The 15,467-nt window shown below is 64.4% G+C and carries 19 protein-coding genes; 9 read left to right on the top strand and 10 right to left on the bottom strand.

Features of this window, described 5'->3' with window-relative positions; genetic code table 11:
- The first annotated feature begins 65 nt into the window (after positions 1-65).
- From IE101_RS17975 to IE101_RS17940, 8 genes are all read left to right on the top strand, one after another.
- The gene (locus IE101_RS17975) at positions 66-749 is read left to right on the top strand and encodes a hypothetical protein (protein WP_189635232.1); all 684 of its coding nucleotides are present in this window, start codon (positions 66-68) and stop codon (positions 747-749) included.
- A 69-nt stretch (positions 750-818) separates the two neighbouring features.
- Complete coding sequence (locus tag IE101_RS17970) at positions 819-1,124, top strand: hypothetical protein (protein WP_189635231.1); 306 nt, start codon at positions 819-821, stop codon at positions 1,122-1,124.
- 9 nt (positions 1,125-1,133) lie between these two features.
- Positions 1,134-1,994 carry an O-antigen ligase family protein gene (locus IE101_RS17965; protein WP_189635230.1) on the top strand — a complete coding sequence of 287 codons (861 nt, stop codon included), beginning with the start codon at positions 1,134-1,136 and terminating at the stop codon, positions 1,992-1,994.
- Between the two features lie 499 nt (positions 1,995-2,493).
- On the top strand, positions 2,494-2,997 hold the full coding sequence (locus tag IE101_RS17960) for a type III secretion system chaperone family protein (protein WP_189635229.1): 504 nt from the start codon (positions 2,494-2,496) through the stop codon (positions 2,995-2,997).
- 66 nt (positions 2,998-3,063) lie between these two features.
- On the top strand, positions 3,064-3,873 hold the full coding sequence (gene proC, locus IE101_RS17955; protein WP_189635228.1) for a pyrroline-5-carboxylate reductase: 810 nt from the start codon (positions 3,064-3,066) through the stop codon (positions 3,871-3,873).
- The gene (locus tag IE101_RS17950; protein ID WP_189635227.1) at positions 3,870-4,205 is read left to right on the top strand and encodes a tRNA-binding protein; all 336 of its coding nucleotides are present in this window, start codon (positions 3,870-3,872) and stop codon (positions 4,203-4,205) included. The genes proC and IE101_RS17950 overlap by 4 nt, the downstream gene beginning before the upstream one ends.
- A complete protein-coding gene (locus IE101_RS17945; RefSeq protein ID WP_189635226.1) occupies positions 4,205-5,149 on the top strand; it encodes a 2-hydroxyacid dehydrogenase in 945 nt (314 codons plus the stop codon). The genes IE101_RS17950 and IE101_RS17945 overlap by 1 nt, the downstream gene beginning before the upstream one ends.
- 22 nt (positions 5,150-5,171) lie before the next feature.
- A complete protein-coding gene (locus IE101_RS17940) occupies positions 5,172-5,825 on the top strand; it encodes a sulfotransferase family 2 domain-containing protein (RefSeq protein WP_189635225.1) in 654 nt (217 codons plus the stop codon).
- A gap of 110 nt (positions 5,826-5,935) precedes the next feature.
- Here the strand turns inward: IE101_RS17940 and IE101_RS17935 are convergent, their stop codons facing one another.
- The 10 genes from IE101_RS17935 to IE101_RS17890 form a co-directional block, all read right to left on the bottom strand.
- Positions 5,936-8,119, bottom strand: coding sequence for a 3-hydroxyacyl-CoA dehydrogenase NAD-binding domain-containing protein (locus tag IE101_RS17935; protein WP_189635224.1), 2,184 nt, complete (start codon positions 8,117-8,119; stop codon positions 5,936-5,938).
- On the bottom strand, positions 8,116-8,670 hold the full coding sequence (locus IE101_RS17930; protein WP_189635239.1) for a cupin domain-containing protein: 555 nt from the start codon (positions 8,668-8,670) through the stop codon (positions 8,116-8,118). The genes IE101_RS17935 and IE101_RS17930 overlap by 4 nt, the downstream gene beginning before the upstream one ends.
- A 28-nt stretch (positions 8,671-8,698) precedes the next feature.
- A complete protein-coding gene (locus IE101_RS17925) occupies positions 8,699-9,139 on the bottom strand; it encodes a hypothetical protein (protein WP_189635223.1) in 441 nt (146 codons plus the stop codon).
- 156 nt (positions 9,140-9,295) lie between these two features.
- Positions 9,296-9,778 carry a cupin domain-containing protein gene (locus IE101_RS17920; protein WP_189635222.1) on the bottom strand — a complete coding sequence of 161 codons (483 nt, stop codon included), beginning with the start codon at positions 9,776-9,778 and terminating at the stop codon, positions 9,296-9,298.
- A 30-nt stretch (positions 9,779-9,808) separates the two neighbouring features.
- The gene (locus IE101_RS17915) at positions 9,809-10,255 is read right to left on the bottom strand and encodes a hypothetical protein (RefSeq protein WP_189635221.1); all 447 of its coding nucleotides are present in this window, start codon (positions 10,253-10,255) and stop codon (positions 9,809-9,811) included.
- A gap of 74 nt (positions 10,256-10,329) precedes the next feature.
- Complete coding sequence (locus IE101_RS17910) at positions 10,330-11,541, bottom strand: acetyl-CoA C-acetyltransferase (RefSeq protein ID WP_189635220.1); 1,212 nt, start codon at positions 11,539-11,541, stop codon at positions 10,330-10,332.
- Positions 11,542-11,845: 304 nt separating this feature from the next.
- On the bottom strand, positions 11,846-12,058 hold the full coding sequence (locus IE101_RS17905; protein WP_189635219.1) for a hypothetical protein: 213 nt from the start codon (positions 12,056-12,058) through the stop codon (positions 11,846-11,848).
- Positions 12,059-12,115: 57 nt separating this feature from the next.
- Positions 12,116-13,891, bottom strand: coding sequence for an acyl-CoA dehydrogenase C-terminal domain-containing protein (locus tag IE101_RS17900; protein ID WP_189635218.1), 1,776 nt, complete (start codon positions 13,889-13,891; stop codon positions 12,116-12,118).
- 51 nt (positions 13,892-13,942) lie between these two features.
- On the bottom strand, positions 13,943-14,362 hold the full coding sequence (locus IE101_RS17895) for a MerR family transcriptional regulator (protein ID WP_189635217.1): 420 nt from the start codon (positions 14,360-14,362) through the stop codon (positions 13,943-13,945).
- A 199-nt stretch (positions 14,363-14,561) separates the two neighbouring features.
- Complete coding sequence (locus tag IE101_RS17890; protein ID WP_189635216.1) at positions 14,562-14,933, bottom strand: MerR family transcriptional regulator; 372 nt, start codon at positions 14,931-14,933, stop codon at positions 14,562-14,564.
- A gap of 142 nt (positions 14,934-15,075) precedes the next feature.
- Between IE101_RS17890 and IE101_RS17885 the strand changes: the two genes are divergently transcribed.
- On the top strand, positions 15,076-15,467 hold a 392-nt coding region (locus IE101_RS17885; RefSeq protein WP_189635238.1), incomplete at its 3' end, for a PaaI family thioesterase.

Raw genomic sequence — 15,467 nt, 5'->3', positions numbered from 1 at the left:
CTCCTTGATGGCGAGTATCGCTCTCAAAAGACTGGAACGAAACCGGTGCAGGTCCAAATTGCCAGATGACCGGGACAGCGAAGAGCGTCAGGGACGCGCCACACGACGGCGCTGAGGGCAACGGGCTGAACGCTCGCAGCCTGACCGACTGCACGATTGATGTGGTCTTGGAGGATTGCGACGGGCTGGCTCGCCTTGGGGCGTTGACCCGATGCAGCGCAACGGTGGACGCAACGAATATGGGGCGCAATGGGGCGAACGTCACCGGCGCAGTCTACATTGACGACACAGGCAGCGAAACCACTGATACCGTTCTTCGGGTTCACTCGCGCGAAAAGAGCGGTTCGGCTGTCATTCAGTATCCTTGCCGGATCAACGGATCAGGCACAGGCTATGATGTTGAGGTGTCATACGCTGGCCCGCACACCCTTTCCGCAGGCATTGTAACGCGCGCCGACGGCGCAAGTTTCCGGGCCTATCGGAACAATGGTGCAATCTTCGGGCGCGGCAGCGTGGTCTTTGATAGCAGCGGTAATGCTGACATCACACACAACGCCGGCACGACGCCATCTTTTGTTGCTTCGCATGAAGGGGGGCTGGCATATGGGGTTCGGGTAAGCGCAAACAGCGCTAATACAGCCACTCTAGCCCTTTATGATCTCGCGACCGGCGCGCCTGTTGTCAGCGCAACCCGCACGATCTCTTGGGTCGCGCATCGCTTGCGGCAAGCCCAAGGCTTCACGTATTGAGATTGTAATCCCGTTGACATGGCCACCGTCCAGTGCCAACGCATAGGGAGGTTGCGTAAGGGTCAATCGATGCATCAAGCGACGAGTAACTTGCCGTTTCAGTCCGGCCGCACTCAGGGCACCATTTCTGCAAGATTTGCCGCCGCCGCAGTCGTATCGATGGTGTTCTTGTTTGCATCGCCTATTAGCGCGCTGGGGTTACCCGGGCATGCTCTCATGGTCGGGGCGGCAATGATCTCGGCGCTTATGCTGCTTTTCTCGATGCCCGTGCTTCTGGTGCCAACTGTGTGCGCGGGGGCTGCGCTGGTCCTTATCTACATCACAGGTTCCGTTGGCAGTTTTTACGCTGATCAGGGCATTCGCCACACCCTTTAAGCGTTTTCTGTGATCGTGGCCTTCTGCTTCTTTGTCCGTTTTGGCGGGCAGCTTGCCGAAAGCCGCCTCTGGCGGGTGGCTGTCTACGTTGGGTGTGCAATTGCCATCGCTGCGGTTTCTGTCGCTGGGATGCCCAAGAACATCACGGGCGGCACGATGACCTATATCCTCGCCATCGCGGCGGTCCTTTACTTGAGGTCGACACGCGGGGCGGGCGGGATGGTCGCACTGGTCTTTGTTGTCGTGGCCATCGCCATCGGCCTGTTAATGGAGTTTCGGGCGATCCTTGCTTATGCTGTGGTGCTATTGGCTGTTCGCTACGGCGTTCGCGTTTTTCCAAGGTGGCTCGCGTTCTGGGGTGGGATCGCCGCCGTCATCGCGGCCGCATGGTTGGCGGTATGGTTTTTTAGCAACCTATACTCTTCCGAGACTGCGGCTGTGGTGCGTCAGTGGATTGAAGCGCAGACTGGTCGCAGGGTTGAGTCTGGTCGGGAATGGTTGTGGCCTATGATCCTGAACACGGTCGGCCCACAGCCCTGGTTTGGACTTGGGTCAGGGGTGTTACCGCGCGACTTCCTGAGCACGGATTATTCCGCACACAACTACTATATCCAGACGATCATGCAGGTTGGCTATGTCGGTCTGGGCGCTCTGGGCCTCTATCTGGCATCGGTATGGCGCCTACTTATCGGCGTCAGGAATGCGGCCGCTGGCGCTTTCGCGGCTGGGGTTATGGTGATGTTTTGTCTTCATAACATCACTGAAGTCCTCATGTTCCAAAACGGATTGACGGCCGGCTTGCCAGCTTGGATATCAATCGGACTTGGTATCGGAGCCAGTGTTAAAGCCTGCTCAAACTCTAAAGCTTAGATGTGTCGCGCCTGCATCTGCGCGACAATGAACCCCGCCCTATCGGCGTGGCTTTACGTCTCCTGTCGTGCTCGGCTAGGAGTGGTGGAAAAGATTTGGGCCCCGGGCCAAGGTTGATCGATCAAGATAGGTTGCGATCCAAGGCGCAACCGTTGATCAATATGCTAGGTCCTCAAGGTCTCTTGCGAAGGTTGTCCGGCTAGCCCGCGCCGTCATTTCACACGATCCGCGCCACTCGCACAAAGGCAAAAACGGCCCGACGCCGCGGAAACCGCTCTGCTGCAAGTTTGCGTGTCAAACTCTGCAAGTTTGCCTGTCACGCTACAACAGCAAGGGCAGGTTCTACTTATACACAGAAGAATGCGTGACAAATCGCTTTACAGGCTTTCGCTTTCGCCACAACATCTAGTAAGTGGACGCAGGGGTTCCGCAGCGAGTGGCCCCTACCCCTGCCTCTTGTGGATAACTCTCCACGCGGGGCCGTATCAAGAGGCCGGGCATGTCGCTAGCAGAGGAATTCTTCGTCGGAGACGATCTTCACCCCATCGATCTGGTGGAATCCCTTGCGGCTGACCATCAGTGGGAATTCGACCGCGTCACGGAAAACCAGATCGCCATGTCGGTCGAAGGGCTCTGGCGCAGCTATGCCGTGACGCTGGCCTGGTCGCCGCAGGACGAAACCCTGCGCCTTATCTGCACCTTCGAAATGGAGCCGCCCGAACACCGCCGGGCCGAGCTTTATGATGTGCTCAACCGCACCAATGATCAGGTCTGGACCGGGGGCTTCACCTTCTGGTCGGAACAGAACCTGATGGTCTGGCGCTATGGCCTGTCGCTGGCCGGGGGGCAGGTGGCCAGCGCGCCGCAGCTGAACCACATGATTTCCGCTGCGATCACCGCCTGCGAGAAATATTATCCGGTGTTCCAGCTGGTCGCCTGGGCCGACCGCCCGCCCGCCGAGGCGATGCACCTTGCCATGGCCGAGGCCTACGGGCGCGCCTGACCACGCCTTCGGCATTGCCCCCGCCCCGACACCTGCCTAATCTGCGCCCGAGGAACGGAGGCGTCGATGTTGGAACGTGTGAAAGAACAGGGCCTTGTGCTGCTGGGCTGCGGGAAGATGGGCTCGGCCCTGCTGGAGGGCTGGCTGGGGCAAGGGGTGCCGCCGGGTGCGGTCTGGGTGATCGAACCCCACCCCTCAGACTGGCTGCGCGGCACCGGGGTGCATCTGAACACCGATCTGCCAAAGGCGCCCGCGGTCGTCCTGCTGGCGGTCAAGCCGCAGATGATGGGGGCGGCGCTGCCCGCCGTGACCGCGCTGGGGCAGGGGGAAACCCTGTTCCTGTCCATCGCAGCAGGCACCACGATTGCAAGCTTTGAGGCCGCTTTCGGCGCCGCCACCCCCATCGTGCGCGCCATGCCGAACACCCCTGCCGCGGTGGCGCGCGGGATCTCGGCCATTGTCGGCAATGCCCGCGCGTCGGCGGCGGATCTGGATGTGGCCGAGGCGCTGCTGTCGGCCGTCGGGCAGGTCGTGCGGCTGGAGGGCGAGCATCAGATGGATGCCGTGACCGCCGTCTCCGGCTCTGGCCCCGCCTATGTCTTTCATCTGATCGAGGCGCTGGCGGCGGCAGGCGTGGCCGAGGGGCTGTCGCCCGAACTTTCGATGCAGCTTGCACGGGCCACCATCTGCGGGGCGGGCGAACTGGCGCATCAGGCGCCGGAAAGCGCCAGCCAGCTGCGGATCAACGTGACCTCGCCCGGCGGGACAACGGCGGCGGCGCTGGCCGTGTTGATGGACCCGGAGACGGGCTTCCCCCCGCTGCTGCAACGCGCGGTGAAGGCGGCGGCAGACCGCGGGCGGGAGCTGGGCAAATGACCATCACCTATGACGATTTCGCCAAGGTCGATATCCGGGTGGGCCGCATCACCCGCGCCGAACCCTACCCCGAGGCGCGCAAGCCGGCCTACAAGCTCTGGGTCGATTTCGGGGGGGAGATCGGTGAAAAGCGGTCCTCGGCGCAGATCACCACGCATTACACGCTGGAAGAGTTGGTCGGGCGGCAGGTGCTGGCGGTGGTCAACTTCCCGCCCCGCCAGATCGGCAAGGTGATGTCCGAGGTGCTGGTCTTGGGCGTGCCGGATGCCGAGGGCGCGGTGGTGCTGGTCGGGCCGGGGCATGAGGTGCCTTTGGGCGGGCGGCTCTTCTGATGCGGCTCTTGATCACCCGCCCGCTGCCGGACCCGGTGATGGAGGCCGCGCGGGCGCGGTTCGAGGTGACGGCGCGTGCCAGCACAGCCCCCCTGTCCCCCGCCGAGCTGCGCGCAGCTTTGGCTGAACATGATCTGGTGCTGCCCACGCTGGGCGATCTGTTCCGGGCGGATGTCTTTGCCGATGTGCCCAAGCCGCGGGCGCGGATGCTGGCGAACTTCGGGGTGGGGTATAACCACATTGATGTGGCGGCTGCACGGGCGGCGGGACTGGAGGTTTCAAACACCCCCGGCGCGGTGACCGATGCCACGGCTGACATCGCCCTGACGCTGATCCTGATGACTGCGCGCCGCGCGGGCGAGGGAGAGCGTCTGGTGCGCCGGGGCGCATGGGAGGGCTGGCATCCGACGCAGATGCTCGGCCTGCATGTCACCGGCAAGCGGGTGGGGATCATCGGCATGGGCCGTATCGGTCGGGCCATCGCGCGGCGCTGCCATTTCGGCTTCGGGATGGAGGTGGTGTTCCACAACCGATCCACCGTCGATCCGGGGGTGCCCGCGCGTCAGGTGCCGCTGGCCGAGGCCATGGCCGCCGATGTGGTGGTGATTGCCGTGCCGGGTGGGCCTGCGACGTATCACCTGATCGATGCGGCGGCGCTGCGGGTGATGCAGCCCCATGCCATCCTGGTCAACATCTCGCGCGGGGATGTGATCGATGAGGCGGCACTGATCGCGGCGCTGGCCGAGGGGCGGATCGCGGGCGCGGGGCTCGATGTCTATGAGCAGGAGCCGCTGGTGCCTGTGGCCCTGCGCGAGATGGAGGCCGTGACGCTGCTGCCGCATCTGGGCACGGCCGCGCTGGAGGTGCGGACCGCCATGGGCCTGATGGCGTTGGACAATCTGGTGGCCTTCGCCGAGGGCCGCCCGCTGCCCAACCCGGTCTGAGGCCGGCCTTGGGGGGCGCGGCATGATCCTTTCGCGCGGGCGGCGCTTCATCTTTGTGCATATCCCCAAGACCGGGGGAACCGCCTTCACGCTTGCCTATGAGGCGCGGGCGATGAAAGATGACATCCTGATCGGGGACACGCCCAAGGCCCGCGCGCGCAAGGCGCGCTGGCAGGGGGTGAAGGCGCAGGGGCGGCTGTGGAAACATTCGACCCTTGCCGATCTCGCCGGACTGGCGAGCGATGCCGAGATCGAGGGCTTCTTCGTCTGCACGCTGGTCCGCAACCCCTGGGACCGGATTGTCAGCTATTATCACTGGCTGCGCGCCCAGCATTTCGCCCATCCGGCGGTGGGTCTGGCGCGGACGCATGGGTTTTCGGACTTCTTGCGCCATCCGCAGACCCAGACGGCCCTGCGCCTGACGCCAGTGCGGAGCTATCTGACCGACCGGCATGGGGTGGAGCGCATTCAGGCCTGTGTGCGGCTGGAGCATCTGGCCGAAGATCTGGCCCCGGTCGAGGCGCATCTGGGGCTGCGGCTGGGAGGGATCCGGCCTGCGAACCGATCCGATCGCGCGCGGGACTGGCGGCCGCTCTATTCCGATGCCGATGCCGCGCTGGTGGCGGATCTGGCGGCCGAGGATATTGCGCGCTTCGGCTATCGTTTCGAGGGGTGACCGGGAAGGGGAGGGGCTGTCTGCCCCTCTTGGCCTGCGGCCAATTCACCCCGAGGATATTTTGGGACAGAAAATGTGGGGGGCGGGTTTGCGGGCCGCCCCCTTTGGCATCAGGCGGCGGCCGCAGTCGGGGCGGTGTAGAAGCCGCGGCCGGAGTGGGCGAGGTCTTGCAGCAGTTTCGGCGGGGTGAAACGGGGGCCGAAGCGGGTGGCGAGGTTGGTGCAGAGATCGACCGCGCGGGCGGCGCCGAGGATGTCGAGCCAGCCGAAGGGGCCGCCGGACCAGGGGGCAAAGCCCCAGCCGAGGATGGCGCCCACATCGCCTTCGCGGATATCGGTGAGGACGCCGTCTTCGAGGGCGCGGACGGCCTCGAGCACCTGTGCGAAGAGCAGGCGGTGTTGCACCTCGGTCAGGTCGGGTTGGGCGTCGGCGGTGGGGTAGAGGTCGGCCAGCCCGTCCCAGAGGCCAAGGCGGTTCCCCTTGTCGTCATAGCTGTAGAAGCCCGCCTGCGCCTTGCGGCCGAGGCGGCCCAGATCGGCCATGCGGAAGATCACCGCATCGACGGCGTCATCGGGGTAGGCATCGCCCATGGCGGCGCGGGTTGCCTTGGCGATCTTGACCCCGAGGTCGATCGAGGTTTCGTCGACAAGTTGCAGCGGCCCGAGCGGCAGGCCCACAAGCCGGGCGGCGTTTTCGATCAGCGCCGGTTCAACCCCTTCGGCCAGCATGCGGATGCCTTCGTTGATATAGGGGATGATGCAGCGGTTGGCGTAGAAGAAGCGGGCGTCATTCACCACGATGGGCGTCTTGCGGATCTGGCGCACGAAATCGAGGGCCTTGGCCACGGCGCGGTCGCCGGTCTGGGCGCCGCGGATGATTTCCACCAGCATCATCTTGTCGACGGGCGAGAAGAAATGGATGCCGATGAACTGATCCGGGCGCTGGCTGGCCTTGGCGAGGCCGCTGATCGGCAGGGTCGAGGTATTGGTGGCAAAGATGCAGTCGGGGCCGGTTGCGGCCTCGACCTTTGCGGTGACTTCGGCTTTGACCTTCGGGTCTTCGAAGACGGCCTCGACGATCAGGTCGCAGCCGGCGAGGGCGGCGTAATCCGTGGTGGCGGTGATGCGGGCCAGCACCTCGGCCTTCTTTTCGGCCGTGACCTTGCGCCGCTGGATGCCCTTGTCGAGCAGCGCCTCGGAATGGGCGCGGCCGCGGTCGGCTGCGTCTTGCGTGGCGTCGATCAGCACGACCTCGATCCCGGCATTGGCGCTGACATAGGCGATGCCTGCGCCCATCATGCCTGCGCCAATCACGCCCAGTTTGCGGACGGACTGGTCTTCGACCTTGGGCCGGTTCGCACCCTTTTCCAGCGCCTCTTTGTTGATGAAGAGGCTGCGGATCATCGCCGAGGAGGAGGGGTTCATCAGGACTGAGGTGAAGTGCCGCGCCTCGATCCGCAGGGCGGTGTCGAAGGGGACAAGGGCGCCTTCATAGACGGCGGCCAGCAGGGCCTTGGCGGCGGGGTAGACGCCCTGCGTCTTGCCATGGACCATGGCGCCTGCGCCGACGAAGGTCATGAAGCCCGCGGGCTGATAGGGGGCGCCGCCGGGCATCTTGTAGCCCTTGGCATCCCAGGGTTTGACCAGATCGGTTTCCTTGGCGGAGAGCACCCATTCCTTGGCACGGGCCAGCAATGCCTCTGGCGCCACGACCTCATCGATCAGGCCCGCGGCCTTGGCGGCGGCGGGGGCGGAAAGCTTGCCTTCCAGCAGGAAGGGGGCGGCCATCATCGCACCCATCTTGCGGACGAGACGGGTTGTGCCGCCTGCGCCGGGGAAGATGCCGACCATGATCTCCGGCAGGCCGATCTTGGCCTTGGGATTGTCGGCGGCAATGATGCGGTGGCAGGCGAGCGGCAGCTCCAGCCCGATGCCAAGCGCCGTACCGGGCAGGGCCGCCACGATCGGCTTGGCGCCCTTGAGCGTCTTCGGGTCCATCCCGGCGCGCTCGATCTTGCGAAGGACGCCGTGCATCTGCATCACGCCGTCAAAGATCGCCTGGGCGCCGCCTTCGCGCATGCGGGCGATCACATTGAGATCCATGCCGCCTGCGAAATCCTTCTTGCCCGAGGTGAGGATCACCCCCTTCACCGCAGGATCGGCCAGGGCGGCGTCGATCAGGGTGTTGAGCTGGGCAAAGCCTTCGAGCGACATGACATTCATGCTTTTGCCCGCGACATCCCAGGTGATGGTCGCCACGCCATCGGCGTCAAGGGCAGAGGTGAAATCGGTCATTCGGTTCTCCTTTCGGGTGTCGGGGTGGGCGGGGTAGGCCCTGACCCTGCGGAATTCGGTTGGGGTGCCGACGCAGGGGCTTGGCTTGCGTCGAAGGTGCCAAGGACGCTTCCGTCGCGGCGCAGATAACGCCGGGCGGTGCCGTCCTTGTGGGTGACAAGGTCTTGGTCGGTATAATGGATCACGTCGCGCGGGTTGCGCGTGCCGATCACCAGATAGCGCGCGGGCTGGTCCGAGCGATTGTCGAGCCGGTGGCCAACCGGATGCCCCGCGGGCCAGCAGGCCACATCGCCGGGGTGAAGCGGGGTTTCCCTCTCCTCGACCAGCACCACGCTGCCCGACAGGATCAGGACCATTTCATCCTCGGTTTCATGCCAATGCCGTCGGCCAGAGGTGGAACCCGGGGGGAGTTCTTCCAGAAACGCGCCGAACTGCGTGAGCCCGCCGGGATCGGACAGAAGCCGCGTGGCATAGGGGCCAAGGCCCCCGCCCAGCAGCGGGTGAAGGCTGTCCTCTTCCCGGACCCAATCGGGGAGCATGACCTTCGGCATCACGCGGCCCTCCGGCCGGATCGCGCACCTACCGTTTTGGCGAAGGCGCGTAGCGGTCGAGGAAGTTTTCCCGCGCCGTCGTGATGACCCCGTTCAGGCGCAGGCCATTCGGACCCTCGTATCCGCTGTAGACCACGCGATAACTGCGGGCGAGCAGGGGCTCCTGCGCCGCCTCGTGCCAGCGGGTAACAATGGTCAAACGCCCTTGTTCGGCGTCCAGCACCTCTTCCAGCTGGACGGCAATCGCGGTCACATCCCGCGTGCGCAGGCCCATATGCATCGCGGCCTGATAGCGCCAGATGTCGCGCCGCGTCTCCAGGACATAGTGCTTTGGTCCCTCGACCACCGAAACCGGCAAATCCCAGATGTCGATCAGATCGCCAAATTCGCCTGCCAGAACCAGATCGGCGCGCAACTGAAACAGGGCTTCGAAAAGCGCGATCTGCTGAGGACTGCGGGGAGACGACATCGGGACCCGTAGAAAACGAACGCGCACACTGCGTTTTGGGGGTTGTCACCCTCGAACGTGCCGAAGGACCAACCATCCCCTGCAGTATCCCGGCATCGCGAGAAATTTGCAATCTGAAATTGTTTTTGTGGCTTTTCACAAATCTTGAGGCGGAGTTCATTGGCCATCCTCCTTCGGGGGAACATAGGCCGTGCCGTCATGATGGGTAAAAAGGGCCTGCCCTTCCGTGATCGTCACCTTCAGGTCCACGTCGGAATAGGTTGCCACCTCATGTACGGCGCGGCTGCCGACCACCAGAAACCGCGCGGGCCGTTCGCTGCGGTTGATGAAGTGGTGGCCGTCCGGCCGCCCGGCGGGAAAGGCGGCGCAATCGCCCGCCTGCATCAGGGTTTCCCCTGCATCTTCGACCAAAAGGCATTCGCCTTCGATCACCATGACGAATTCGTCTTCATTCAGGTGCCAGTGTCGCAGCGAAGACAAGGCCCCCGGCAGGAGCGTCACAAGGTTGACGCCAAACTGGCTGAGCCCCCCCGCAGCACCAAGGCGGAGCGAGCTGCGCCCCTGCATCTGCGCGGCATAGGGTGCAGGATAGATGGAGCCGGTCTTGACCGGAACAGTCGAGAGATCAAGCTTCGGCATCGCGCCCTCCCATCCGGGCGCGGGCGCCCGTCAGACTGTGAACCGCCGCCGTCCGGGATAATCTGCCATCTCCGCCAGCGACAATTCGGTTGCATCCGCAGCGATGACGCGCAGGCTCTCTCCCAGATCTCGGAGCGTGTAGATCATGTCGGTATGCCCCACCATCTGCCCGATGGGGTTGCGGTGATACCACCGGACCGAGGCACAGAAGACCCCATCCTCGGGCGGAGTGATGCGCCAGACCTCGGCTTGGGTGGCGGTCTGTCCGGCGGCAAGACGCGTCACGGTCAGGTGCCGCAGCAACACCACCATTTCGGGCAAGGCCTGCACCATGATGCTGCGTCCGGCGAGCGTCACCCGAAGCGGATAGTCGCAACAGGCGGCTGCGGTGGACAGATCGCCGGCCAGAAAGGCGTCCATCATGCTTTGCAGAAAGGTTTGCACACGGGTGAACACGGGGAAAGACAACTCCATCACGAATGCATCTTCCGGAAGATGACTTCCGAATTTTACTCTCAATGGTGGAGTTGTAGCAGCCGCGCATGGAATTGTCACACCCGCTCGATGATGGTGGCGACGCCCATGCCGCTGGCAATGCAGAGCGTGGCCAGACCGGTGGTCTTGCCGCTGCGTTCCAGTTCGTCCAGTAGGGTGCCGATGATGATGGCGCCGGTGGCGCCCAGCGGATGGCCCATCGCAATCGAGCCGCCGTTCACGTTGACGCGGGCGGGGTCGATGTCGAAGGCCTGCTGGAAGCGCAGCACGACCGAGGCGAAGGCCTCATTCACCTCGAAAAGGTCAATGTCGGACAGGGACATGCCGCTGTCTTGCAGGATCTTCTGCGTCACCGGAACCGGGCCGGTCAGCATGATGGTCGGATCGGTGCCGATCTTGGCGGTGGCGCGGATGCGGGCCCGGGGTGTCAGGCCATGGGCGCGGCCAAAATCGGCATTCCCGATCAGCAGGGCCGCCGCCCCATCGACGATGCCTGAGGAATTGCCAGCGTGGTGGATATGTTCGATCCGCTCCAGATGCGGATATTTCATCAGCGCGACCTTGTCGAAGCCGGGCATGGTTTCGCCCATCTCCTTGAAGGCGGGCTTCAGGCTGGCCAGCGCCGCCAGATCGGTGCCGGGGCGCATGTATTCATCCCGGTCAAGGATGGTCAGGCCGTTGCGGTCGCGCACCGGCACGATCGAGCGGGCAAAGCGCCCCTCGGCCCAGGCCGCCGCCGCGCGGCGCTGGCTTTCCACCGCCAGCGCATCGGCCATGTCACGGGTAAAGCCGTATTCGGTGGCGATGATGTCGGCGCTGATGCCCTGCGGCACGAAATAGGTTTTCATGGCCAGCGATGGGTCCACGGCGATGGCCGCCCCGTCCGAGCCCATGGGGACGCGGCTCATCATCTCGACCCCGCCAGCGATATAGGCAGCCCCTGCGCCCGCACGGACCTGATTGGCGGCAAGGTTCACCGCCTCCATCCCCGAGGCGCAGAAGCGGTTGATGGAAAGGCCGGGGATGGATTGGTCGAGATCCGAGGCCAGCACGGCCGAGCGTGCAAGGCAGCCGCCCTGTTCGCCGATCTGGGTGACATTGCCCCAGATCACGTCCTCAACCGCGTGGCCCTGCAAATGGTTGCGCTGCTGCAGGGCATTGAGCATCTGGGCCGAAAGGGAGACGGCCGTCACCTCATGCAGCGCGCCGTCCGGCCGGCCCTTGCCGCGCGGGCTGCGGACCGCGTCGTAGATGAATGCTTCGGTCATGGGGTCCTCCGGGGTCGTCCTCAGGATGCGTTGGGATGAGTGTAGCAAGGAGAGGGGTGGGGTGGGGAAGTGCCGTGGCGTCGCAAGACAGGGTGACGTTACGGCCTTTCACGTCAAGGTGGGCGCGGGGTGGGCCGCGCCGGGGGCTTTGCGCCCCCGGACCCCCGCAGGATATTTTTGCCAAGATGAAAAAGGGTTTCTTAACCTTTTTCTGGCTGATGTGAGGGGGCGGAACAGGCTGGGAAGCCGATGGCCGTCCAAGGTGAAACCCTGTCCTGCCCCATGCAGGGGCGGGGCAGGACGATCAGCGTTTGCGGGCGTCGAGATCGGCGTTGAAGAGCCGCAGGCGGTGGGTCAGCGTGTCATGATCGATCACGCTGGACCAGTTTTCAAAGAGGAAGGAGAGGGCCTCGCCTTCATCCAGACCGGCGTCCTGGGCGAAGGCGCGCAGGCGGCGGTAGCCGTCTTCGGTCATGGCGACCGGGAAGCGGCGGGTGAGGCGGAAACGCTTGGGCATGGGCTACTCCTGGCTTGGGAACCGGCCCCCTATGTGCGGGGGCCGGGCTGGGCCAGCTTAGAACGCTGCGTCGGGCAGCGCCATCACCGGGTCGGCACCAGATTCGATGCGGGCAAGGTGCATGGCGCAGGCCGGAAGCTGGCGTGCCATGTAGTAGCGGCCTGTCGCGATCTTGGTTTCGTGGAAGGCGGGGTCTTCGCTGCCCGCATCCAGCGCGGTGAAGGCGGCCTTCGCCATGCGCGTCCACATCAGGCCGAGGCAGACATGCCCCATCAGATGCATGAAGTCATAAGACCCGGCCAGCGCGGCATTGGGCGATTTCATCCCGTTCTGCATGAAGAACAGGCCAGCCTGTTGTAGCTGTTTCGAGGCGGTTTTCAGCGCCTCGGTGAAGGGTTTCATGCGGTCGTCGCCGTCATGTGCGCGGCATTCGGCCTTGACCAGTTCGAAGAAGGCCATGACGTGCTTGCCGCCATCGGAGGCCAGCTTGCGGCCCACGAGGTCGAGCGCCTGCACCCCGTTGGCGCCTTCGTAGATCATGGCGATGCGGGCATCGCGGACGAATTGGGACATGCCCCATTCCTCGATATAGCCATGGCCGCCATAGACCTGCTGGGCCTGCACCGCCATGTCAAAGCCCTTGTCGGTCTGGAAGCCCTTGATGACCGGGGTCAGCAGACCGACCAGCCCGTCGGCTGCGGCATCGCCGGACCGGTGAACCCGGTCAATGAGCGTGGCGCCCCAGAAGGTCAGCGCGCGGGCGCCTTCGACAAAGCTTTTCTGATCCATCAGGTTGCGGCGGATGTCGGGGTGCACGATCAGCGGATCGGCCGGGCCGGTGGGGTTTTTCACGCCCGTCACGTCACGGCCCTGCAGGCGGTCCTTGGCATAGGCGACGGCGTTCTGATAGGCGGCCTCGGCCACGGCATAGCCCTGCAGGCCCACGCCGAGGCGGGCCTCGTTCATCATGGTGAACATGGCGCGCATGCCCTTGTGCAACTCGCCCAGCAGGAAGCCGGTCGCGCCGTCATAGTTCAGCACGCAGGTGGCATTGCCGTGAATGCCCATCTTGTCTTCGATCTTGCCAACCGAAACCGCGTTGCGGGCGCCGAGGGTGCCATCGGCATTCACGAGGAACTTCGGCACGATGAACAGGCTGATGCCCTTCGTGCCCTCACCCCCGCCCGGCGCCTTGGCCAGCACGAGGTGAATGATGTTCTCAGCCAGATCGTGATCCCCGGCAGAGATGAAGATCTTCTGACCCGTGATCTTGTAGCTGCCATCGGCCTGCGGTTCGGCCTTGGTCCGCAACAGGCCCAGATCGGTGCCACAATGCGGTTCGGTCAGGTTCATGGTGCCGGTCCAGTCGCAGGTCACCATCTTGGGCAGATAGGTGGCCTTCTGGTCATCCGTGCCATGGGCATGGATCGCCGAATAGGCGCCGTGGGTCAGGCCCTGATACATGTTGAAGGCCATATTGGCAGAAACGAAGATTTCGCCCACGGCCGAATTCAGCACATAGGGCAGGCCCTGGCCACCATAAGCCGGGTCGCAGTCGAGCGCGGTCCAACCTCCGTCCTTCATCGCGGCGAAGGCGGCCTTGAAGCCTTCGGGTGTCCGCACCACGCCGTTTTCCAGCACGCATCCGTCGCGGTCACCCACGCTGTTGAGGGGGGCCAGAACCTCGGACGCGACCTTGCCGGCCTCTTCCAGCACGGCGGCGGTAAAGGCGCGGTCCAGGTCTTCATAGCCGGGTATTCCGGCTTCGGTCACCTTCAGCACGTCCTGCAACAGGAACTGCATGTCCTTGATCGGGGCGGTGTAGGTGGTCATCGGTCTCTCCCTCGGATGGTCGTCTGGCGGGCGCGGCCCGCAGGATCTGGTTCAGGTGGCATTCCCCTTGGCAAGGGTGGCCAGCATCTCTTCGCCCCAGGCCATCTGGGCCTTCAGGTCGGTGATCGCCTCGTTCAGCTCATCACGCTGCTGTTCCATTTCGGACAGGCGGGCGCGGGCCAGCTCGTAGGTGCGCTGCAGCTGGGCGGCCTGTTGACCGGGGTCGCGGTCATACATGTCCAGCAGCTGCCGGATATCCTCGAGCGAGAAGCCGAACCGCTTGCCACGCAGGATCAGCTTCAGCCGCGCGCGGTCGCGGCGGGTGAACAGGCGTCGGGTGCCCTGACGAATGGGGAACAGAAGCTCTTTCTGTTCATAGAACCGGAGCGTGCGCGGCGTGACCTCGAAGGCATCGCACATTTCCCGGATCGTCAGCACATCCGCCGTATCGGACGGTTTTGCAGGTGTCATAGGCGTCTCTCGCAGCATTACTCTGCGTCAAAGATGAGAGGTCACGCCCCGTCATACCAGAGGGCCTGACGTTGACGTAAATGTAACGTCACGTCAGATTTCCCGTGACGTAATGTCAGGAAAAATGACGCAGGGTAAACGAAAGAAAAGAACCCGGCGCGGGCCGGGTTTTCGGGCAGTTCACAGCGGTTTGGGCGACTCAGGACTTGAGTTCGGAGAGCGCAGTTGCCCGCAGCGCCTGCAGATCGGCGATGGTCACGTCCAGCTCCTGGCGCTGGCGGTTCAGCTCGGCCAGCTGGCGGTCGGCCATGGCAATCCAGGCCTCAAGCTGCGGGCCGGTGCCCTTCTGCTGATAGATCAGCAGCCATTGGCGGATTTCCTCAAGGCTGAAGCCGAAGCGGCGGCCACGCAGGATCAGCGTCATGCGTGCCACTTCGCGCGGGCCATAATAGCGGGCGCGGCCTTCCTTTTGCGGGGCCAGAAGTTCGATATATTCGTAATAGCGCAGCGTCCGGGGCGTCACGTCGAAGCGCGCGCACATTTCCTTGAAGCTGAGGCGGGTTTCCGTCATGCGCTGGTCCTCCTGCGGGCTACCCTAGGGGCAAGTTCTGGGCTTCGCAATTGTTTCGCCGATGTTCCCCTGCGTCCGATTGCGGCAGGTCTTGCGGGGCGGGGCGCGGCGGTGTCAGATGCGGGCAGCGAAAGGGATGACCATGACCGAGAGCCTGCACATCGCCCGGCAATTCATCGAGGCGCTGCCCCATGCGCGCGCGCTTGGCATGCAGCTTGATGCCTTTGGCCATGGCCGGGCCGAGCTGTCGATGGCCTATGACCCGCGGCTGATCGGTGATCCGGCGACCGGGGTGATCCACGGGGGCGCGGTGTCGGCGCTGCTGGATACCGCAAGCGGGGCCGCTGTGATGAGCCACCCTGCCGCCCCGCCCACTACTGCCACCATCGACCTGCGGATCGATTACATGCGCGCCGCGACCCCTGGTCAGGCAATCCGCGCCCGCGCGGAATGCTACCACGTGACCCGGTCGGTGGCCTTCGTGCGGGTGACAGCCACGGATGACGATGAGGAGCGCCCGGTCGCCACTGCGAC

This window comes from Gemmobacter lanyuensis, from assembly GCF_014652355.1.
GTDB lineage: Bacteria > Pseudomonadota > Alphaproteobacteria > Rhodobacterales > Rhodobacteraceae > Gemmobacter > Gemmobacter lanyuensis.
The sequence above is the reverse complement of the archived record's forward strand: the minus strand, read 5'-3'. Positions and strand labels throughout refer to the sequence as shown.

Coding starts and splice junctions, on each gene's coding strand:
- IE101_RS17940 (WP_189635225.1), top strand. CDS start 5,172: ATGATCCTTTCGCGCGGGCGGCGCTTCATCTTTGTGCATATCCCCAAG.
- IE101_RS17925 (WP_189635223.1), bottom strand. CDS start 9,139: ATGTCGTCTCCCCGCAGTCCTCAGCAGATCGCGCTTTTCGAAGCCCTG.
- proC (WP_189635228.1), top strand. CDS start 3,064: ATGTTGGAACGTGTGAAAGAACAGGGCCTTGTGCTGCTGGGCTGCGGG.
- IE101_RS17900 (WP_189635218.1), bottom strand. CDS start 13,891: ATGACCACCTACACCGCCCCGATCAAGGACATGCAGTTCCTGTTGCAG.
- IE101_RS17930 (WP_189635239.1), bottom strand. CDS start 8,670: ATGCCGAAGGTCATGCTCCCCGATTGGGTCCGGGAAGAGGACAGCCTT.
- IE101_RS17950 (WP_189635227.1), top strand. CDS start 3,870: ATGACCATCACCTATGACGATTTCGCCAAGGTCGATATCCGGGTGGGC.
- IE101_RS17895 (WP_189635217.1), bottom strand. CDS start 14,362: ATGACACCTGCAAAACCGTCCGATACGGCGGATGTGCTGACGATCCGG.
- IE101_RS17920 (WP_189635222.1), bottom strand. CDS start 9,778: ATGCCGAAGCTTGATCTCTCGACTGTTCCGGTCAAGACCGGCTCCATC.
- IE101_RS17890 (WP_189635216.1), bottom strand. CDS start 14,933: ATGACGGAAACCCGCCTCAGCTTCAAGGAAATGTGCGCGCGCTTCGAC.
- IE101_RS17960 (WP_189635229.1), top strand. CDS start 2,494: ATGTCGCTAGCAGAGGAATTCTTCGTCGGAGACGATCTTCACCCCATC.
- IE101_RS17945 (WP_189635226.1), top strand. CDS start 4,205: ATGCGGCTCTTGATCACCCGCCCGCTGCCGGACCCGGTGATGGAGGCC.
- IE101_RS17905 (WP_189635219.1), bottom strand. CDS start 12,058: ATGCCCAAGCGTTTCCGCCTCACCCGCCGCTTCCCGGTCGCCATGACC.
- IE101_RS17910 (WP_189635220.1), bottom strand. CDS start 11,541: ATGACCGAAGCATTCATCTACGACGCGGTCCGCAGCCCGCGCGGCAAG.
- IE101_RS17970 (WP_189635231.1), top strand. CDS start 819: ATGCATCAAGCGACGAGTAACTTGCCGTTTCAGTCCGGCCGCACTCAG.
- IE101_RS17975 (WP_189635232.1), top strand. CDS start 66: ATGACCGGGACAGCGAAGAGCGTCAGGGACGCGCCACACGACGGCGCT.
- IE101_RS17935 (WP_189635224.1), bottom strand. CDS start 8,119: ATGACCGATTTCACCTCTGCCCTTGACGCCGATGGCGTGGCGACCATC.